Below are 19,682 nucleotides of genomic sequence, written 5' to 3'. Positions count from 1 at the left end.
AAATAGGGTTGCGGAGGGCACTGGTTTAATTAGGTAATGTTTTATTCTGATTCTGCAGGTGCCACCAGAGGCCGCGCCCCAGAGCCAGCAGATGTTTCCATTCCCGGCGTATGGAGTGGGTGACGGCCTTCTTTGGGATGGCAGCCATCAGGAAGATGGTTGTACTTGTCAGGAAAGCCCAGCCACTTACATTTCTTCTGATGAAGAGCAGGCGGTTCCGGTTCATGTAATACGTTTTCAGCACCGACGATTTGCCTACAGAAACCGACTCCTTATGGTAGATGGTGGAATTGGCAACGTAATGACAGGTATAACCTGCTCTTTTAATCATCTCGCACCAATCAAGTTCTTCGTAGTACAGGAAATACAGCTCCGGCATCAGGCCTACTTCATCTATGACTTTTCTGGGTACCATCATGGCGGCACCATCGGCTAATGCCGTAGTAGTGGAGACATTGTATTGGCCCTGGTCTTTCTCCAGGCTTCCGATCCCCTTGCTGCGCCCGGTCCACGGGTTTATGCCTGTAGAGCCGGCATACTGAATCAGGTTGTCTGTTCCGTAAAAAATTATCTTAGGAGAAGCAATACCAGCATTCGGGTTGCTTTCGAACAGTGCCACCAGTGGCTCCAGGAAATCCGGTTCCACCTCTGTGTCGTTGTTCAGGAAAAGGAGGTACTTTCCTTTAGCCTGTAGTATGCCCAGGTTGTTACCTCCTGCATAACCCAGGTTAGAGGACGACCGAACAAGCTTTACTTCCGGATAGGTCTCTTCAATCAGCGAAGGGTCATCAGTAGGGGAGGCATTGTCCACTACGATGATCTCGATGTTCGGGTAAGTTACCCGGCGCAGCGATGCTACCATCTCACAGGTAACGCTGGCCTGGTTATAATTAACGGATATGATAGATACTAAAGGGCTATGCATAAGTTTCTGCTAACGCTGCGTCTTGTTTCTGGCTTTCTGTTTCTTCTTCAGGTTTGCTGTCTAGCTTAGGGCCAAGGAAAATAAAACTCCACGATATGTACACGATCATGGCCGAAGGCATGGCGTTGATTACTTCATTGCCATAGCTGCAGAAGAGAATACCGGCAAAGCCAGCTGTCAAGGCCTGCAGTTTTATTCTAAGCCGCTTGTCCTGTAGCATCCATACGATGCCACAACACTTGCCCAGAATGTACATCATAATGCCAAACCATAGAATAAAGCCTACGATGCCGTACATTGCCCACACTTTTACCCAATAGCTGTCGGGTGGGATGGAAGCCAGAAATTTATCCGGGTTATATTTAACTCCCCAAAAACCAATCACTCCCGGTCCGCCGCCAAATGGGCGTGTGTCAAGGTACTCTGCAAGCCGCTGCTGGTTGTAAAGCCTTACCCCCAGTGATGCATCTTCCGGGTTAAGAGCAGAACGCAATCGCTGTATGTGGTAAATGCCACTGCCAACGGAGGTGAATTTCAATAGGAAGAGCCCGCTGATAGCGAAAACGGCACCTATAAACATGATTTTGAAATTCTTGCTTAGGAAGAGCGCAACTGCCACGCCCACCACCAAGGCATACAAGGCTCCCCTTGTTCCGGAAATAAGCATTCCGTAAAGGATGATTCCTGCAGCTATCGCAAGCAGTATTCTTTTCCACAGCTTAAACGGGCCTAAAGCGAGTATCAAGGACACCAAGCCAATATGAGCCATGGAGGCTCCGAAGTTACCGGCGTCGCTGTAGAAGGAGAATACCCGCAGCTTGCCGAACAGGATGTGTGTCTTGCTGGCACCAGCATCCAAAAACGCCTGTTCGCCAGGTGATGGGCCGATGTACAGCTGCTTTACACCATTCAGAGTGGCTAAAATGGACATTCCGATAAGAATGCAAATGAAAACGTTGAGGTCTTTTTTTGTGTTGAAGACAATCAAAGACAAAGGCACGAGTAGAAACCAGATCAGGCTGGTTCCTCTTATTTCCTGCAGCCAGCCTCTAACGCTAACGTCTGCCGGGTTAAAAACCTCTACCACATTTATCAGGAACCAGAACAGTGTCAGGAACATAAGGTCGTTCCTGGTGTTGCTCCAGTTGTATTTTTTAGAAGAGTTTGTGAGAACGGCTATCCAGGTGCCTACCAGCAATGCTTCCCCTAATACACCATAAGGGATGTCGCCTCCGATTTCTCTTGTAAAGAAATGAAGGGTAAAGCTGAAAAGAATAAAGGCAAGAAAAGAGTACTTGGGCTCGTAAAAAATAGCAGCTATGAATGGCACAGCTATGGCCAGTACCACTAACAAGGCAGGTACTACTATGCCTATCATGGTGGTCAGCCATCCTATACCAATAGCAGCTAATACTGTTAAGGGTAAAATAAGGAACTTCTGTTTTGATGCAGAAGGGTTGATAAATTGACTCATGTTACTTATGAATGAGTGTAACTGCGGAGGTAGTGTGTTTTTTATTTTATCCGGCCTTTCACAAAAAGGCCGGATAAAATAAAAATCTTTAGATTGATGCAGCCTGCTTTCCATACAGTACTGCCAGGTAAGGCTGAAGCGAAGCCATTGTGTAATTTACTTCGCTTGGCCACTGTATAGAAAGAGGTAGAGAATGTCCGTATCAGGTGTTCAGTACTGCAGGCTCGCCTTCCCACTGATCTACCTGATTGGGAGCATCTACTTTATGCGGAGCAGTCGTTCTTAATGGTCTCACCCGTGCACCTATGAAGTCTTCCACATAATCAGGGTACACCCCGTTCAACACCAGTTCTATCGGTGCCTTGGTTATCTTCTGAATATTGCTGAATACAACCTTATCGGCATGCTCCCATGTTCTGTCAGCTTTCACCGCCACCAAAATCAAATCGAGGTACTGTAGCAGCGAAACCGGATAGGTTTCTTCCAGCAGGGCCGGGAACTCCACAATAACCACTGAGTAGTTGAACACACGGTTTCCTGCGAGGTCAGCCACGGTAACGCTGGAGTTTACACCCTTCATAGGAGAGTAGAAGGCAACTGAGTTGCCAAAGTATTCACTCTGGTGCTCAGCGCTATCAGGCAGCAGGTTCAATGTTTTAAGGCCCATGTTGCCTAGTTTTTTCGTAAGGCCCTCGCTCAGTGTGCTTTTACCTTCACCGCTGTGGCTGCTTACAACACCAATCACAAAAGGTCCCTGGGTGTCTCTTTTCTGCTGTATCTTTAAGAGGAGCTGTCTTACCAACTGGTCTTCAGCCTGGCCTACCTTAGCACTGTTCTTGCCTTTCAGCATGTTTGGAAGCACACCCATCACAGGGAAGTTTGTCACTTTGGCGGCAAACTCTGGCTTTCTCAATGTGCTGTCAATCATGTCAGCTGTAAAAACGCCTGCTCCGGTAAGTAGCATAGAGCCAAAGAAACCGAACAACACCAAGAGTACCATGCTGGTACTGGAAGAGCTGATAGGGTAGTAAGGAGGGTCAATTACCCTTAATTGTGATGACAGCTCGATATTCTGCTGGCTCAGCTTACTTTTCTTCAGGCCATCCAGCTGTGCCATGTATTCCTGTTCTGCTACCTGTACCTCACGTCTGATTTTTCTGATTTCGGCACCAAGTGGCACTAGCTTTTCATATTCTCCGCCCAACGCACTTTTTTGCTGGCGAAGTAAGTCCAGCTGGCTTTTTAGTTCTTCTACTAAAACGGTGTTTCTCACATAGTCATCCAGCAGCGAGGCGATAGGTGCTCCCTGTATGGAGTGCGTGTTGGCGTAATAGTTATCTACTGATGCTTTTATTTTATCTGATATATCCGCAGATTCCTTTTTAAGACGCGCTATCTTTTCAGCGTTTTCGCCCTTGTTTGCCATCTCCAGCTCCAGCACCTGGTTGTTGATGTTGGAGAGTCTGGAGCGCAGACTCATGATTTCCTGGCTTTTCAGGTTGGCTGCACCGCGCTTTTTCATTGTTTCTTCCACAGATTTAAGTGCGGAGAAGGCGCCGGCATACTGCATTTCCAAAGTGCTGAGCTTATCCAGTACATGGGTTTTGTCAGAAGAGGTAGCGGCTATCTGCTGATCATAATCAATGATGTTGTTTGACTTGTTGAACTCATACAGCTTCTGCTCTGCTTCCTGTAATTTGTCGTAGGCTTTCTGGGTAGCCTCATCAAAGTATACCATCACATCCTGATTCTGGCCGGAGAAAAGCTCCTTGTTCTTCCGTGTGAAGACGTTTGTCAGAATCTGTAGCGTCTGATGACAAACTCCCGGGTCGTTGGCTATATATTCTACCTGCACCAGATCACTGTTCCCGATGCGGTAAGGCAGTATGTTTGAAAGAGCCTCCAGCGAATAAGCCGGGTCAGCAGAGTTCACCGTTTCGTAAATGATGTTATCAGTACCGCTTCTGTATAAACCAACAAGGTTTGCAGTAGTTTCTTCTACAGTAGCACCTCTTAGCGCAGTCTTCAATGAATCAGAGAACAACTCGTTCAGCCGCTCATAGGTGTCTTCACTCATCACGGTCGGGTCATACTCCTTCAGCATTAAGTGTGAAGCCAGCAAGCGCATGATCACTTCTTCTTTAGTGTCTCTTGAGCTGATAAGTGTTATCAGGTTGTCATAGGCACCTTCGGCTCCTCTTCGTGAAGCTTCGTCTGTTCCGGTAACTCTGTAGCCAGATGCAATACCAGTGTAAATTACGGTGTTGGAAGTATATTCCTTGTCTTGCCCCAGGTTAAATAGAAAAATGGATACTGCTGTTATTAAAGGTATAGCAAGTAGCAAAAGCCAGTTACGGCGCATTAGCTTATTGAATTCTCTTAGTGTCATTTGCCGGATATTAAAGTGTTAATTGTCATTCCTATTCTTTCTTCCAAAAGAAGCAAGTTGGTCATATACGTGTTCTTGGCTTCCTGTAGGGCTAAGCTTGATGCGTTGTAATACTCCATCGCTTCAATTTGCTCGGCTACCTGTAGTTCTCCTTCCCTGAACCTCTTGTCAGATATCTCTTTGTTGATGGTGGCAGACTGGAAAGCATCCTGGTAATTCTGCAGTACCTCTTTAGAGAGTACAAGCTGCTGGTACAGGGTGATAACCTCTTTGCGTATTTCTCTTTCTACCTGCTTGCGGTCAGCCTCTGCCTGCTTCAGGCCCATCTGGCGCCGGGTAATCTCGCTTCGGCGGTTGATGACGTTCAACAGGTTGAAGTTCATGTTTAGGCCCAGGTTCCAGTTTGAGCGCACTGGCTGTGCAAAGGCATTCCATGGCGTTGGATTTACTTCGCCCTGCCCGGCGAACTGAAACCAGGTACCATAGCTGTAGCCGGAGTTTAAGCCGATACCATTCAGAATTTGCCTTTTACCCAGCTTAATCTCTTCGCTGGCAATTTGCTTTGCTGCTTCTGCGTTTTCTATCTCTGCGGAATATTGAATGGCTGCATCATATAAAAGCGGGAGAGCATAGTCTGATGAAGCGAAAAATTTCTCCATTGGGGTCAATGTCTGCTCTGTCTGCTGTGGCCGGGCCTGCCCGAACACCAGCAGCATATGCATGGTAAAAAGGAGGGTGATAAATGTTTTTTTCATTAAACGTTTTCTTTTTGAAATAAAGCTGGAACTGTCTTAAGTATAATCTGTAAGTCTTTGGCAAGTGAGCAGGTCTGGGCATATTCAATGTCGAGGGCTTTGCGCTCATCCTCTGACATGTCACTTTTACCACGCTTGCTCACCTGCCAGAGACCTGTGATACCAGCCGGTGCTATAAACCTGGCTGCAAACTGATCGGTTGTTATTTTTTCTGCCTCATAGAGGGGGAGGGGGCGGTTGCCTACAATAGACATATCACCACGGAGCACGTTGTAGAGCTGCGGCAATTCGTCTATACTCGTGTTTCGGATAAAGGAACCAATACGCGTAACACGCGGGTCATTGGCTATCTTGATGAAGGCTGAGCCATCCTGCAGTTTTCTCGCCTGCTGGAATTCTTTTTCACAAATCAGCTTTCCTTTTTTGTCTACCAGCTGGTTCTGGCATCCGTTTCCGGCGGCAGCGCAGGCGTCGCATATGGAGGCCTGTAAAGTATAGGTCTTGCCGGAAGAGGACTGGTACTGGTTGAGCTCTTTAATAGAGTTAAGCAACTGGTCCGCATTCTGCCGCATCGAACGGAACTTCCAGAACTTGAATATCCGGTAGCCTGTGCCAACACGGTAAGAGTAATAGAATACCGGTCCCTTGGATTCCAGCTTAATGAGGATCGCCACTATCAGAAACAGGGGCGAAAGGCAAATCAAAGCTATCAGGGCTACAACAATATCAAATATGCGCTTGCCGAAGCGCGTTTTATATGCGGGTGCGCTTATTGCGGCATCCGTCACAGGCTTTTCTACTTTAAGAGAGAAGTAACTCAGGCGGGTTAGCAGCTTTTCTTTAACGGCTGTGCGCTCAAATATGTCACATACACCTGCCTGTAGCAGTAAAGCCTGCAGCGAAGGGCCAACATTGGCTTCTGTAATCCAGAAGATAGGGCTTTGCACGCCCCTGTCGTTCTTTATTGCCTTCACGAGGTTAAGCCCAAGTTGCGAGGCCGGGTTAACTGAGCTAAAGATGATGGCATCAAAAGCTTCACCTTTCGACAGCCACGACAGGAAATGAGCTGGATTATCGAAGCTATGAACCTCTAAGTCATCCTCAAATTCCCTTCTGAAGCTGCTGACATCTTCAGGTTCCGTAGTAAGATAAAGTATTTTCTTCCTCATGGTTAAAATCACTGTATCTTGATTCGCTTAAGCATGTTCTTGATTCTGATATCAAGCTCTTCCGGGTTAAAGGGCTTGACCATGTAATCGTCTGCACCATTTTTCAGGCACAAAATCTTGTTGTTAGTCTCATCTTTACCGGAGAGCATGACCAGGGGAATGTCCTTGTACAAGGTACTGGCGCGGAGTTGTTTTATAAATTCAAGCCCGTTCATGTAGGGCATATCGAAATCAGCTACTATACCATCTGTATAATGGCCATCCTGGAGCCACATCATTGCAGCATGGCCATTTTCCTTCACAACTACTTCATATTCTTTTGAGAAGAAGTGCTCCAGAATCAAACCTATGGATGGTTCGTCGTCTACTATCAGTAATCTTTTTTTCATAATAAAAGTGAATAGGTACTAAGGGTTGTGTTGGTAAGGGTGCGTAAACTAACTATATAGCAATAGATGTATTCTATTGATTTAAGCTTATTCGTTCTTCTTTTAGTTAAGGTTTCCCAAAATGGAATAAAATTTTCCCATTTTGGCACATATTCGTTTTGTAATGGGATATTGTTTTTTTAAATGATGCTATACGTACTTAATGACTTTGGAAAAGGTTTCTGAAATATATAGCGCTAACTAATACTGTATAAACGGTAAGTTTGGTCGTGAGAACCTAAGTGAGTGGTTTATACCAGGCAAAACAGCCTCTGTTACTGCTAAACCAGTAAAAAATATACGTTAGTGAGTAAATACTTTCTATGATTAAAGTCCAAAAAAAAATTTGTAAAATTTTCGTTTATCATAAAAATTATGTCGTTACAGTTCTTAAGCGGGAGTAGATGATTTTAGTTGTCCTGCTCCAGTTGTTCAGAGAAAACTCTGATTACTTTCGTTGTCACCTCACGAACCGTATGCATCAGGCGCCCCATTTCCTCTGCTTTTACATTACTTTTAGCGTAGCCCTCTATCTGCTTCATTGCTTCTGTAGCATGCTGTATCTGTATGTTGCCAAAAGTGGATTTGAGTTTGTGTGCAAGGTGTGCCGCGGTTTCAAGTTCTCTTCTGTCTATTGCTTCCTCCAGTTCGTCCAGTTGCCGGGGTACTGTGTCTACAAACATCCGCTGCATTTTCCTGATAAACAGGGCATCATTCTTCAGGTTTCCCAGGCCGGAGAAATCGTATAAAGCAGGTTCATTTTTCGTCGTGTCCTCTGCCTGCGGTGTAATGGCCTGGGCTGCTTTGCTACGGCCAGTGTGCCGGGAAATGAGCTGGAAGAGCCTAGACTCGTGGTAGGGCTTGAGCAGGCAATCGTCAAAGCCATAGAAACTATACCGTTCCACGTCAATTTTCTGAATGTTGGCGGTGAATGCTATAATAGGGGTTTGCCTGTTAGGGTTTTGCGTATTGCGTATCCGGTAGGTGGCTTCTATACCGTCTAGCTTCGGCATTTGAATGTCCATCAGAATCAGGTCATACTCCTTCTCGCTTGCCTTTGCCAGCGCTTGCTCGCCGTCATAAGCTATATCTACACTTACGTCCCAAAGCTGTAGTTGAGAGCTTAAAAGTAATTCGTTCAACTGGTTATCCTCAGCAACCAGAATTTTTAGGCCTTTTAGCCTGGCAGGGTTCGGAAAGGATGCTTCTTTTCTGGCAGCATGCTCCTGCTTTGCCAGAGGGTAAGATATGCTAAAGTAAAAGCAGCTGCCCTGACCGTTTTTATCATCCAGCCACAGTTTCCCGCCCTGTAGTTCCAGCAGCTTTTTAGAGATGGTTAAGCCAAGCCCTGTGCCGCCGTACAGCCGCGTGATGCTTTGTTCTTTGTTCAGCGTCTCGTAAACTTTTTTAAGCTTTTCTGTATTAAACCCGACGCCAGTGTCCTTTACGCAGCACTCTATGTTCAGCAGGTTTCCCGTCACTTCCACGCGGTTCACCATGACGGTTATCTCGCCCTGCCGAATTTATTTGATAGCATTGTTCATGAGGTGAATCAATACCTGGCTTAGCCGGAAGGGGTCGCCTTCTACCATAGGAATTTTTTCGCCTGGTTCTTTATACTTAACAGCCACACCCTGATCCTGGGTTTTGAAGGTCATTGCCCGCACGGTGTCACTTAAAACCGAGGAAATATCAAAAGGTATCGACTCAAGCTTCACTTCCCCTGACTCCAGCTTCGTTATATCCAGCAGGTCATTCGGTATCACCAACAGGTTGTCTGCAATCGATAAGATGGTGTCCAAGTAGCCTTCCTGCTCCTTATTAAGCAGGCCTTTTTTCATGACTTTCGCTATACTGGTGATAGCATTGATCGGGGTCCGGATTTCATTGCTGATACTGGCAAGAAAACTCTCTTTGGCCTTGGCCGAATCTTCTGCTGCCTGCAAGGCATCTTTGAGCAAGGTTATGTTCGAGCTTACTGACAAAAGGTAACGGGTGCCATCGGGTTGCCGGAAAGGTTTTTTGGTGGTTTTGAACCACACTTTCTCGCCGCTTTTCATCTTGTAAAACTCTTCGATGCTTATTGCCTCGTTCTTTTCAAGTAACTCCAGGTCCCGTTCATAAGAATAATCAAACACTCCTGTACCTTTTGCCAGCAGTTCATCTACAGTGAGACCATGCAAGACCGCGTAGGCATCATTAGCAAGAATAAACATGCCTTGTTCATTTTTTACATAAGTGGGGTTGGGGTTGGTTTGAATAACCTGCCTGGTAAATTCCATTTTCAAATTAAGTTACTGCTTGTCTTTTTTACGGTTGTGGCCTCTATTGATTTCCTGTATACAGGAAGAGCAGTTAACAGATGTACCGCTCTTTTTATATGTTTTACTTATCAGCTGCCATTCTGGAAAGCTTTGCTTTTATGTATTTAGCAGAAGAAACTGCTTTAAGTTTTTTAGAGGGTAAAAGCTATCGGAAGCTAAACCTGACCTGCTACGTGGTAATACCGGATTTTGTTTATGCCAGTATTTAATTGTATCCTGCCGGCGTTCTTCAGCCGATATGTGATGCGGTGCTAGGGCTCTGCCAAAGTATACCAGAGATACTTTGGCAGAGCCCTTCCCATGATGTATGAAGCTTATTAAAAAAAGATAAGCTTCTTTTAATACTTCGTATAGTGCATGACAGTGTCAGTTGCCACTTTGTATATTTTTATCTTTTTCTATTACTGTAGCTGATTCAGCCTTACAGTGATCCAAAGCTTTAATAAGGTGGAAGCTAGGTGGCTTGAATTATCGCCACAATGGCAAAAGCGGGATCATTAGTTTAATACATGACACGAGGCCAAACTTTGTGCTATTTTCTTTCGGCCATAAAGACCTCTTTTTTTCTTATCATCCTGTAAATGGTCGATTTGCCTATCTTGAGCTTGTCTGCCACATACATGACGTTGTAGTTATACTTGTCGAGGTATTGCTGTACCGTATCGGCTATGTATTCATTCAGGGTTTTTTCCTCTTCCACAGGAGCAACCTGTCTGGCCGGCAGTTGTATGTCCTCTGGTGTGATGGTTTTGCTTTCCGATAGAACAGCTGCCAGTTCTACTACCGCTTTTAACTCCCGTACGTTGCCGGGGTAGGTGTGCTGAAGCAGTTTCTTCTGTGTACTCGCTGTAAAGGTCTTAGCTGGTATATTATTTCTTTTACAGTAGGTTTGAAGTATCTTTTGCGCAATAAGCAACAAATCATGTCCACGTTCCCGCAAGGGGGGGAGGTGAATCTGCATGCCGAGCAGGCAGTAATACAAGTCCTCCCTGAAGTTTCCCTTTCTGACTTCATCCAACAGGTTGTGGTGTGTGGAAGCCACAACACGAACATCAATTGCAAAAGGGGCATTAGACCCCATCCGGGTTATAGTTTTTTCTTCAAGCACCCGTAGGAGTTTGTACTGTAAATGGATGTCCATTTCACCTACCTCATCTAAAAACAAGGTGCCGCCATTTGCCTCTTCAATCTTTCCTATGTGCTTGGCTGTTGCCCCGGGAAAGGCACCCTCTTCATGGCCATACAGCTCTCTTTCCAGCAGTTCACCTGGAATAGCCGAAATGTTGACGGTTACAAATGGTTTTTTAGCCCGGTTTGAGCGCTGGTGTATGGCCTTGGCAGTAAACTCTTTGCCTGTGCCAGTTTCACCTGTTATAATCAAGTTGATATTATTTGAGGCTGCTTTTTCAATTTGCCTGAACACTCTTTTCATAGGCTCAGAGCTGCCAATTATTTCCCTGCCCGTATCCTGCTTTCGGTTCACCTCTTTTCGCAGTGCCTCAATTTCTTTTTTGAGCGCTATATGCTGTTTGACTTTTTCAATAATACTCCAGAGGCGATCCTTTGTGTCTTCGTTTTTAACAATGTAATCGTAAGCGCCCTGCTTAATGGTGTTTACTGCTTTGCTGATGTCTTCCTGACCCGATATGACGATGGTATAGGTGTTCGGGCTTACTTCCAGTATCCTGTTGAGGATTGCCTCCCCGTCAAAGCCAGGCAAATGGTAATCCAGGGTAACAATGTCAGGAGCTTCTGAAAGCCTGTGCAGGAACTCATTTACATTACTAAAAGCTACTACTTCATGGGTGGTGTCAAGTGATAAATGATAGGAAAGAAACTGTGAGTACCAGAGATCATCTTCCAGCACGAATATTTTTGTACCCAATGTAGTTGTTGTAACTGACATATAATTCTTAAAGCACTTATAGCGTAATAATCAGCTTTATTTCAAGTGTCTGCATTTTGTTGAAACACAGTCACAAAGGGCTTGTCTGGTAAAGTTTAGATGAAAGATTGAGAAAGGTTATTCAGCCTCTGCTGCGCACATTATCTTTAAATGAAGGCTCGCTTTTTTACAGGCAGGGTTGCCAGCTACGAGCAAACGGGCTGCAGGTATTCCTGCATTTTATCATGCAGCTCCTGCGGAACAAAGGGTTTGGTAAGATAATCGTTACCACCCAGGCTTAATATCCTTTTCTTTTCGTTTTCACTGGCGTTAGCCGTCAGCGCAATGATAGGCATGGTGTAACCCAGTTTCCGTATCTCAGCAATAGCGTCAAATCCATTCATCACCGGCATGTGGAGGTCCATCAAAACAAGGTCGTAAGGTTTTGACTTTATTTTTTCAAGCGCTGCACAACCGTCTCCAGCAGTTTCTACCTCTGCCTGCCAACTTACCAGGAGTTTACTGGCCACCATGTTGTTGATGGCATTATCATCAATTACGAGCACTTTCGCATCTTTCAGCGACGAGAAAGGCTTCTCGGCAGGTCCTGTCATTTTAAGTGTATCCAGCGACAAATCAGGTTTCAGGAAGCGTAGCCGAACCGAGAAAACGGAGCCTTCACCTTGTTTACTTGTAAGATGTATGCTACCCTTTTGCAGCTCCACAATTTTTTTGGTGATGGCCAGTCCTAAGCCGGTGCCACCATACTGTCGGTGGGTAGCTGCACTTGCCTGCACAAAGCTTTCAAAAATTTGCTGCTGCCTGTCTTCAGGTATGCCCACACCGGTATCTGTTACTGAAAACTCGAGCACCCAATCATCGTTTGACTGGTACACAACATCTACAGAGAGCGTAACGCTTCCGGCATCGGTAAACTTAATGGCGTTGCTCATCAGGTTGTTCAATACCTGCGTTAGCCTGGCCGGGTCTCCTGCAACTTCAGCAGGTGTGTTCTCATCTATGCACAGGTTAAACTTCAGCTGCTTTTCAGCTGCCCTGATGGAAAGAGAACGGTGTATTTTTTTCAACAGGTCCGTTAACTGAAAGTTAACTTTTTCAATCTCTATTTTACCGGCTTCGATCCTTGAAAAATCTAGGGTGTTGTTTATCAGGGCCAGCATGTTTTGTGAAGAGAAATGGATAGACTGGAGATTCTCTTTGTGCTGCTGTGCTATATTTTCTTCCTGCAGGAGCAGATACGTGAGGCCCATGATGGCATTCAAAGGCGTTCGAATCTCATGGCTCATCAGGGAGACAAACTCTGATTTAACCTTGGTGGTTTCTTCTGCCTTCTCTTTGTCCGCCAAGAGCTTTGATTCAACCTCTTTGCTAACGGTTACATCCTGTAAGGTGCCAATCACTTTCAGAAGTTTAGCATCCTTGTACACCGGCTTCATCATAAGCCTTATCCAGGTGTTCTCCTGCACATGTCCCAGGCGGGTAACACAGTCAAACTCTTTGCCGGCACTTAAGGCCTGGCTCCAGCTGTGCGCTATTTTATCCCGGTCCTCCTCTATAAAGTACGGGAGAAAGGAGAGGAAATCAGGAACACTTTTGCCGGCCGGTATCTTCAGCAGGGTATTAACAAAGTCAGTGCAGACGAATTTCTGAGAATCTACGGTATACTCCCAGCTGCACATTTTAACAAGCTTTTCTGTCTCAGCTCTTAATGCATCTGCTTCAGTATCCTGCTTTGTGGCAGGCTCTTCCGGTTTGATTTTCCGGAGTTCCCCCTTCTTTACCTGGTCCTTTTCGGGCTGCAGGAAAAGTCCTTTTCTAAGCTTTTGTTGGCTCTTTTCTTTAAAATCAATCACCCCTATGGCACCGTCACTATATTCATCAGATGCCTTCAAAGGAAACATGTGGTTGAACTGGATGTTCGCGCTTTTACGCACCGCCGAATTAAAGCTTGAGTTATAATAGACGGCCTCCTCTGTAACATCTTCTTTTAAAATTTGCATGTTGCCCTCGCCCTGCGGCAAGGAGTGAGAAGAGACGGTGTGGGAAATATCGGTGGTCGTTAAACCTATGATAGCTTTAAACCACTGCTTGCAGTAGCCTGCAAAGCTGGCAAAAGACACAGAGGTGGTGTCAACTCCGGACCGGAGCTCAAGAGTATTCTCATACTGATGATCAGTACTAGAATTATCTATATCAAAAGAGAGAGCGTCTCTTTTGATTTCAGGTTCCTTAACAGGAAGGTCTTTTAATTTCATAAACTAAAGTAGGATAGAGGTGGCCGCTGCCTTAACTCAAGCATAACTACTTTTGCGGACTGTATTTTGTTACTTATTTTGAGATGTATTTTTAATATTTTAATATATGAATATTTATATGCTTTGTTAAGATTCTTGTAACCTTTCTTCGTTTTATACGCTTTAATGACCTTAGCGCATCTTGTAAGATGTAATTTTTGCAAGAAATATTTACAATAAGTATTACTGCTTTAACTAAATTACGTTATACTTATAAGCACTATGAAGTAATTTATTCGGTTAGTGAAACTTTTATGAAGAAGAGGAATGTAAGGTTGCTGTTTGGTTTAGTGGTAGTTATCTTTTGTGCCGAACTAGTGCTGGCTTTAAATGTAACAGAGCCGTTTCCTGCTATTATATATCCTGGTTTTGAGGATATACCATCTTTAAACTCTCCCATCCTGAAACCAAAGCTTGTGGTCTTTTTTCATGACAAGGATTCCCTGGAAGTAGATAAAGAACTGTTCTTTAGTCATATGTCTAATGTTTATAATAATGTTGTTCTCTCTGAAAACTTCAAACATAAGAGCTCATTCCTTAGACCGGTAAAGCAGGGGAGGTCTCTGCAAGCGACTGTCGGATCACGGAAAATAAACCTTGACCTGAACGAAGTTTGGGATGAGGAACATATACAGGAAGGGAAATTTTGGGTGTCGGCAACATTAAAAGAAACTTTGAAGCGGGATGACTTTACCCGGCTGGAGGTGCAATGGCACGCCTATAAGTTAAGTAAAAACGAGAAGGAGCCTTTACAGCAAGGTAATTTATCAGAAAAATTTGTTGTGAGCTTCATAGAATAAATTACAGATGCCTGCACGTTCAAATCCTCTCGACCGAATTATTTTCGGCTCCTTTCTGCTGTCACCTGAATCCCTGGGGCTGTACAGAATTTCTTATGCGTTGTTTCTGCTTACTTTCGGTGTTCCGAACTTCACCTGGATAAGTAATTTCCCTGCTGTTTTCTACAACCCGCCCATGCTAAGCCTGCACACTTTTCTTTCAGGCTTTCCGAGCCAGTGGGTTTTGTTGTTAATTAGTTTGGGAACATGTGTCTGTACCACAGTTCTTTTATTTGGTTATAAAACCCGCCTTACATCCATCCTGCTTGGCCTGTTTATTTTTACAGGCAAGTCCTTTGCCTATTCTTTCGGTAAAATCGATCATGATTTTTTAATCTGGATAATTCCGCTCATCATGTCCTTCAGTAACTGGGGGGCAGCTTACTCTGTAGATTCTAAATCAAACCAGCACGACAGGGAGGTGCAGACCTGGCCTGTTGTGTTACTTGCCCTTATCCTTAGTCTGGCCATGTTCAGTGCAGGGCTCCCGAAGTTACTCGGCGGGTGGTTAGATTTTTCATCTCATGCTGTAAGAGGACATTTATTACGGGAGTACTATGTAAATGAGCGACAGGACTTGCTGGCTCCTTTCTTTCTGAATTTGAACTCACCCCTCATCTGGGAAATCTTTGATTATGCAGGGGTGATGTTAGAGTTGGGTTTCATTTTTGCCCTTGTCCGGCCAAATGTGTTTCGCTTTTTTGTGGTATGCACAATCATTTTTCATTTGTTTAACTACTTAATGCTCAATATTTCCTTTACAGTTAACTTTATCCTCTATCTGTTATTTATCGATTGGGGAATGGCCATCAACAAATTAAGGAAACACAATATTCTCCTGTCTGTAGAAAGGGCTATCAGTATGAAAAGCATGCTTGCCTTCACGCTGTTGTACACATCCTTTTATGCTTTTTACATCACGGCAAGTGAGAGCATTTCTTTCAATGTGTCTCCGCTGTTGTTTCTGTTGAACGACCTGCTCGATTTCGACGGACTGGTAGTGGGAGGCATTGTCATCCTTTTAGGTTTGCTCCTTGCTACCCTAAACATGTTCCACTTTATTTCAAATAAAAATAAGTTTTCCGATTCTCCTGTGCCCGAATGCATCCCTAATTAAAGTTATCCCTAAACGTCCCAATTCTTTCAGCTTTTTCAAAGAAACCTTTTCCGGCAGCTCCGGAGCGTTGCCGGGTTGCTTGAAGCACCTACCTCCGTCCTGCTATTCGGAACTCGTACTTCTATATCCTATCTTTGCAGGCACACACAAGATTTAATATGGCGAAACAGAACCCGAACGGCAATTTCAATATCACAGTTACGACACTAGCTGGCTTAGAAGAAGTACTGGCAGAAGAACTCCGCGCCCTTGACATGGAATACATAAAAGTGGGCACCCGTGCTGTCACCTGCTCCGGTAACCTGCGCCAGCTGTATGAGGTCAATTTGTGGTGCCGTACCGCCATTCGGGTGCTGAAGCCTTTCCGCAATTTCAAAGCCCGCGACGAGAAAGATCTGTATGCACAGGTGCAGAAAGTGGATTGGTCGCAGTACCTGGACCTGGACCAGACTTTTGCCATTAGTGCCGCGGTGAGCCACTCCACCTTTGACCATTCACTCTATGTGGCGCAGTTAACTAAAGATGCCATTGTAGACCAGTTCCGGAAAGCAACCGGCAGGCGTCCCTCTGTGGATGTAGAGCAGCCTGATGTGCGCTTTAACCTGCACATGCACGAGAACATGGTCACACTCTCCATGGACTCTTCCGGCGATTCGCTGCACCGCCGCGGTTACCGCCTGCAGACAAACGTGGCCCCGCTCAACGAGGTGTTAGCCGCAGGCATAATTAAGCTGACAGGCTGGGATGGAAGGTCTCCTTTTATTGACCCTATGTGCGGTTCGGGCACTTTTCTGATAGAGGCTGCTATGATGGCCCAGAACATTGCTCCCGGCCTTTACCGTCGTGATGCATATGGGTTTGAGAGCTGGAAAGATTATGATGCCAGTCTGTTTGAGATGGTCTGGAAAACGGCGGAGGCAAAAGCCAGCTTTGATCCCAAAGCCAAAATCATTGGCTATGATATTGACCCTGATTATGTGCAGGCGGCACAGAACAACATCGACAACGCTGGCCTGGAGAATGTAATAAGGGTAGAGGAAGCGGATTTCTTCCAGACACATGCCCTGGAGGAACCGGGTGTGGTGGTCATGAACCCGCCATATAACGAGCGTATTATTTCAGACGACATCAATCATCTGTACAAGAGTATTGGTGACACGCTGAAAAATAATTACCAGGGGTACGATGCCTTTGTGTTTACCGGAAACCTGGAAGCTGCCAAAAACGTAGGCCTTCGTGCCTCCCGCCGCATTCCTTTATATAATGGCCCCATCGATTGCCGCCTGCTCAAGTATGAACTGTACAGGGGAAGCCGCAGGAGTGGGAGTGAAGAAACAGAAGTATAAGCACAGATGCTTCAACAAACACCATACAAACAGAAAGAGCACCCGCTAAAGGTGCTCTTTCTGTTTGTATAGGTCTGATGCAGGGAAATTAGATTCTTCTTATCTGCGCGCCAATGGCATTCAGGCGGCCATCAATGTTCTGGTAACCGCGGTCAATCTGCTCCACGTTATCAATAATGCTGCGGCCTTCTGCTGACAGGGCTGCAATCAGCAGCGCCACACCGGCACGAATGTCTGGCGATGTCATGCGGATGCCTCGCAGCGGTACCTGGTTGTTCTGCCCGATAACAGTAGCCCTGTGCGGGTCGCAAAGAATGATCTGTGCCCCCATGTCAATGAGTTTGTCTACAAAGAACAGGCGGCTCTCAAACATCTTCTGGTGAATAAGCACGGTGCCTTTGGCCTGTGTGGCTGTTACCAGTGCCACACTTAATAAGTCAGGGGTAAGGCCCGGCCAGGTGTGATCCGAGATGTTCAGGATACTGCCATCAATGTAAGTGTCCACTTCATAGTGATCCTGCGCCGGTATGTAAATGTCATCGTCGCGGAACTCCATTTTAACACCCAGGCGCTGGAACGTTTCAGGTATAAGCCCCAGCTCTGGAATACGGCAGTTCTTGATGGTGATTTCAGAACCCGTCATGGCTGCAAGGCCCATAAAAGAGCCAATCTCTATCATGTCCGGCAGCATCACGTGCTCTGTACCTTTCAGCACTTCTACTCCCTCAATAACAAGCAGGTTAGAACCGACTCCGCTTATCCTGGCGCCCATACGAATCAGCATGCGGCAAAGCTGCTGGATGTAAGGCTCGCAGGCGGCGTTGTAAATAGTAGTGGTGCCTTCCGCCAAAACAGCACCCATCAGGATGTTGGCAGTACCGGTTACGGATGCTTCGTCCAGCAACATGTAAGCGCCTTTCAAACGTTCGGCTGTAGCGCTGTAGAAAATATCGGGGGTATCGTAATTAAAACGGGCTCCCAGTTTCTCAAGTCCGGCAAAGTGGGTGTCCAGGCGGCGGCGGCCAATTTTGTCACCTCCCGGCTTTGGCATTTTAGCTACACCAAAGCGGGCCAGCAAAGGACCCACAATCATTACGGAGCCACGGATAGAACGGCCTAATTCCACGAACTGCTCTGTCTCCAGGTAGTCGAGGTTGATGTCGTCTGCCCGGAAGAGGTAAGTGTCAGGAGCAAGTTGCTCTACATACACACCTAAGTCACGTAACAGCTCAATTAACTTATTTACATCCCGGATGTCGGGGATATTGGAAATGGTAACAGGTTCTGCGGTCAGTAATACCGCGCACAGTATCTGGAGCGCTTCGTTTTTAGCCCCCTGTGGGTATATGTCGCCTTTTAATTTGTTTCCGCCAATTACTTCAAATGAAGCCATTTAGTATTCTTTATTTATTTCTTTGATTAGAAGAGGATCTGGTGTTTTTGCGGCCACGGTTGTTATTGTCGCTGCGGCTTTGCTGTTGGTTGCGCTGGTTATTCTGGTTTTCCTGCTGCGGCCTCACGTTCGATTCGAACAGGTTGTTTTTTTCGATATAGGCCAGGTCCATGTTCAGCCTGCCTTTCGACAGCTGGCGTATGTCGTCCAGGATAACACCGTCGGTTATGCTGTCTTTGTTATAAGACCTGTACAGCGTCTTCATCAGCTTACCGATAGAGATGATGGCTGCCTCGCGCTCCTGCTCATCTTCAAGCTCTGTTGCCCGCTCCACCAGCAACTCCACGTTTTTGCCGTAGTGCTTGTAGCGTGGGGTATCCAGCGGGTACTCAATTTTCTGAGGCTTGTCGTTCAGGTACTCCATGGCGCTGAGCGTGAAAGGCACATCCACATCCAGGGTGGAGCCGGACATAACGTAGAGGTGGTTCCAGAGTTTCTGCTGGTAATCCTGAGATTCGCGCAGCTGTGGGTTCAGCTTGGCCATCAGGTTGATGAGCAGCTGAGACAGCCGGGTACGTTCTGCGCGGTCCTGCACATTGCTGATATAGTTTACAAGATCCTGCACATTGCGGCCATATTCGCGGAGCAATAAATCTTGCTTAAAAGTGGTACTAGCTTCCATTATCTCTTTTATAAGGATTCAAAATTAGAAATTTGAGCGCACAATGGCTCAAAGCAAAGGAAAAAACTTTCCACACCATCCTGCTAGGGTGTACGCAGGTTTAAGAAAGTAGGTCGGGTAAGGTTCTACTCAACTTAAAACTGTACTCATGCCACTACTTCAGTTTGGCTCCGTTGGGTACACCAGATGCCGGTTGCGCCAGCACGATATGCCCGTTTTCGTCTTCAAAGCCGGTAACCAGCACCTCGGACATGAACCTGCCAATCTGCTTTTTCCCCAGGTTTGTTACGCAAAGCACCTGGCGGCCTATCAGATCTTCCTTTTTATACAGAGCAGTTACCTGTGCACTGGATTTCTTTAGGCCTAAAGGGCCCAGGTCAACGAGCAGCTGATAGGCAGGGCGTTGGGCTTCCGGAAAATCATTGGCTTCCACAATGGTGCCTACACGAATGTCGGTTTGTTCAAAGTGCTGCCATGTAATGGTTTCCGGCTGCTCAGGATGTGTGTGCATATCGTGAATGCGCTTTCTTAACGATGTAGCTTAATTGAAAGTACAATATAAGGGTTTATTCTATACAATGCATGTTAGGCAGGCACCTGTGCCGTTAACAAAAACAAAGCCGCCCAACAGAGCGGCTTTG

The 19,682-nt window shown here is 45.9% G+C and carries 16 protein-coding genes; 3 read left to right on the top strand and 13 right to left on the bottom strand.

Going from position 1 to position 19,682, the window contains the following annotated elements:
- Window positions 1–25: 25 nt before the first annotated feature.
- The 10 genes from ACYVB1_RS17255 to ACYVB1_RS17210 form a co-directional block, all read right to left on the bottom strand.
- Entirely contained in the window at window positions 26–925 is a 900-nt protein-coding gene (locus tag ACYVB1_RS17255) for a glycosyltransferase family 2 protein (protein ID WP_460925041.1), read from the bottom strand.
- A complete protein-coding gene (locus tag ACYVB1_RS17250; protein ID WP_460925040.1) occupies window positions 918–2,399 on the bottom strand; it encodes an O-antigen ligase family protein in 1,482 nt (493 codons plus the stop codon). The genes ACYVB1_RS17255 and ACYVB1_RS17250 overlap by 8 nt, the downstream gene beginning before the upstream one ends.
- 202 nt (window positions 2,400–2,601) lie before the next feature.
- Window positions 2,602–4,788 carry an exopolysaccharide transport family protein gene (locus tag ACYVB1_RS17245; RefSeq protein WP_460925039.1) on the bottom strand — a complete coding sequence of 729 codons (2,187 nt, stop codon included), beginning with the start codon at window positions 4,786–4,788 and terminating at the stop codon, window positions 2,602–2,604.
- On the bottom strand, window positions 4,785–5,543 hold the full coding sequence (locus ACYVB1_RS17240) for a TolC family protein (RefSeq protein ID WP_460925038.1): 759 nt from the start codon (window positions 5,541–5,543) through the stop codon (window positions 4,785–4,787). The genes ACYVB1_RS17245 and ACYVB1_RS17240 overlap by 4 nt, the downstream gene beginning before the upstream one ends.
- Window positions 5,543–6,712 (bottom strand): sugar transferase, encoded by a 1,170-nt coding sequence (locus ACYVB1_RS17235; RefSeq protein ID WP_460925037.1) that lies wholly within the window; start codon window positions 6,710–6,712, stop codon window positions 5,543–5,545. The genes ACYVB1_RS17240 and ACYVB1_RS17235 overlap by 1 nt, the downstream gene beginning before the upstream one ends.
- 8 nt (window positions 6,713–6,720) lie before the next feature.
- A complete protein-coding gene (locus ACYVB1_RS17230) occupies window positions 6,721–7,101 on the bottom strand; it encodes a response regulator transcription factor (RefSeq protein ID WP_460925036.1) in 381 nt (126 codons plus the stop codon).
- Window positions 7,102–7,550: 449 nt separating this feature from the next.
- Complete coding sequence (locus ACYVB1_RS17225; RefSeq protein ID WP_460925059.1) at window positions 7,551–8,648, bottom strand: response regulator; 1,098 nt, start codon at window positions 8,646–8,648, stop codon at window positions 7,551–7,553.
- 15 nt (window positions 8,649–8,663) lie between these two features.
- Window positions 8,664–9,422 (bottom strand): PAS domain-containing sensor histidine kinase, encoded by a 759-nt coding sequence (locus tag ACYVB1_RS17220; protein ID WP_460925035.1) that lies wholly within the window; start codon window positions 9,420–9,422, stop codon window positions 8,664–8,666.
- Between the two features lie 574 nt (window positions 9,423–9,996).
- The gene (locus ACYVB1_RS17215; RefSeq protein ID WP_460925034.1) at window positions 9,997–11,370 is read right to left on the bottom strand and encodes a sigma-54-dependent transcriptional regulator; all 1,374 of its coding nucleotides are present in this window, start codon (window positions 11,368–11,370) and stop codon (window positions 9,997–9,999) included.
- A gap of 185 nt (window positions 11,371–11,555) precedes the next feature.
- Window positions 11,556–13,625, bottom strand: coding sequence for an ATP-binding protein (locus tag ACYVB1_RS17210; protein WP_460925033.1), 2,070 nt, complete (start codon window positions 13,623–13,625; stop codon window positions 11,556–11,558).
- Window positions 13,626–13,918: 293 nt separating this feature from the next.
- Here ACYVB1_RS17210 and ACYVB1_RS17205 point away from each other — a divergent pair, with 293 nt between their 5' ends.
- The 3 genes from ACYVB1_RS17205 (at window position 13,919) to ACYVB1_RS17195 (ending at window position 16,966) form a co-directional block, all read left to right on the top strand.
- The gene (locus ACYVB1_RS17205) at window positions 13,919–14,464 is read left to right on the top strand and encodes a hypothetical protein (RefSeq protein ID WP_460925032.1); all 546 of its coding nucleotides are present in this window, start codon (window positions 13,919–13,921) and stop codon (window positions 14,462–14,464) included.
- Window positions 14,465–14,471: 7 nt separating this feature from the next.
- Window positions 14,472–15,620 carry a hypothetical protein gene (locus ACYVB1_RS17200; protein ID WP_460925031.1) on the top strand — a complete coding sequence of 383 codons (1,149 nt, stop codon included), beginning with the start codon at window positions 14,472–14,474 and terminating at the stop codon, window positions 15,618–15,620.
- A 158-nt stretch (window positions 15,621–15,778) separates the two neighbouring features.
- Window positions 15,779–16,966: a THUMP domain-containing class I SAM-dependent RNA methyltransferase gene (locus ACYVB1_RS17195; protein ID WP_460925030.1), complete on the top strand. Its 1,188-nt coding sequence runs from the start codon at window positions 15,779–15,781 to the stop codon at window positions 16,964–16,966.
- Between the two features lie 88 nt (window positions 16,967–17,054).
- Here the strand turns inward: ACYVB1_RS17195 and murA are convergent, their stop codons facing one another.
- The 3 genes from murA to ACYVB1_RS17180 all read right to left on the bottom strand — a co-directional run bounded on the left by murA (window position 17,055) and on the right by ACYVB1_RS17180 (window position 19,552).
- On the bottom strand, window positions 17,055–18,359 hold the full coding sequence (gene murA, locus ACYVB1_RS17190; RefSeq protein ID WP_460925029.1) for a UDP-N-acetylglucosamine 1-carboxyvinyltransferase: 1,305 nt from the start codon (window positions 18,357–18,359) through the stop codon (window positions 17,055–17,057).
- 10 nt (window positions 18,360–18,369) lie between these two features.
- Window positions 18,370–19,041: a DUF4290 domain-containing protein gene (locus ACYVB1_RS17185; RefSeq protein ID WP_460925028.1), complete on the bottom strand. Its 672-nt coding sequence runs from the start codon at window positions 19,039–19,041 to the stop codon at window positions 18,370–18,372.
- 154 nt (window positions 19,042–19,195) lie between these two features.
- Window positions 19,196–19,552, bottom strand: a complete 357-nt coding sequence (locus ACYVB1_RS17180) for a tRNA-binding protein (protein ID WP_460925027.1) — start codon at window positions 19,550–19,552, stop codon at window positions 19,196–19,198.
- Window positions 19,553–19,682: the final 130 nt, after the last annotated feature.

This window comes from Pontibacter brevis (assembly GCF_054779655.1).
Note: the sequence above shows the minus strand (reverse complement) of the source record. Positions and strands in the feature narration are given on the sequence as shown.

What these genes read in the sequence shown, in the direction of transcription:
- ACYVB1_RS17255 (WP_460925041.1), bottom strand. Translation starts at nt 925, where the DNA reads ATGCATAGCCCTTTAGTATCTATCATATCCGTTAATTATAACCAGGCC.
- ACYVB1_RS17250 (WP_460925040.1), bottom strand. Translation starts at nt 2,399, where the DNA reads ATGAGTCAATTTATCAACCCTTCTGCATCAAAACAGAAGTTCCTTATT.
- ACYVB1_RS17245 (WP_460925039.1), bottom strand. Translation starts at nt 4,788, where the DNA reads ATGACACTAAGAGAATTCAATAAGCTAATGCGCCGTAACTGGCTTTTG.
- ACYVB1_RS17240 (WP_460925038.1), bottom strand. Translation starts at nt 5,543, where the DNA reads ATGAAAAAAACATTTATCACCCTCCTTTTTACCATGCATATGCTGCTG.
- ACYVB1_RS17235 (WP_460925037.1), bottom strand. Translation starts at nt 6,712, where the DNA reads ATGAGGAAGAAAATACTTTATCTTACTACGGAACCTGAAGATGTCAGC.
- ACYVB1_RS17230 (WP_460925036.1), bottom strand. Translation starts at nt 7,101, where the DNA reads ATGAAAAAAAGATTACTGATAGTAGACGACGAACCATCCATAGGTTTG.
- ACYVB1_RS17220 (WP_460925035.1), bottom strand. Translation starts at nt 9,422, where the DNA reads ATGGAATTTACCAGGCAGGTTATTCAAACCAACCCCAACCCCACTTAT.
- ACYVB1_RS17215 (WP_460925034.1), bottom strand. Translation starts at nt 11,370, where the DNA reads ATGTCAGTTACAACAACTACATTGGGTACAAAAATATTCGTGCTGGAA.
- ACYVB1_RS17210 (WP_460925033.1), bottom strand. Translation starts at nt 13,625, where the DNA reads ATGAAATTAAAAGACCTTCCTGTTAAGGAACCTGAAATCAAAAGAGAC.
- ACYVB1_RS17205 (WP_460925032.1), top strand. Translation starts at nt 13,919, where the DNA reads ATGAAGAAGAGGAATGTAAGGTTGCTGTTTGGTTTAGTGGTAGTTATC.
- ACYVB1_RS17200 (WP_460925031.1), top strand. Translation starts at nt 14,472, where the DNA reads ATGCCTGCACGTTCAAATCCTCTCGACCGAATTATTTTCGGCTCCTTT.
- ACYVB1_RS17195 (WP_460925030.1), top strand. Translation starts at nt 15,779, where the DNA reads ATGGCGAAACAGAACCCGAACGGCAATTTCAATATCACAGTTACGACA.
- murA (WP_460925029.1), bottom strand. Translation starts at nt 18,359, where the DNA reads ATGGCTTCATTTGAAGTAATTGGCGGAAACAAATTAAAAGGCGACATA.
- ACYVB1_RS17185 (WP_460925028.1), bottom strand. Translation starts at nt 19,041, where the DNA reads ATGGAAGCTAGTACCACTTTTAAGCAAGATTTATTGCTCCGCGAATAT.
- ACYVB1_RS17180 (WP_460925027.1), bottom strand. Translation starts at nt 19,552, where the DNA reads ATGCACACACATCCTGAGCAGCCGGAAACCATTACATGGCAGCACTTT.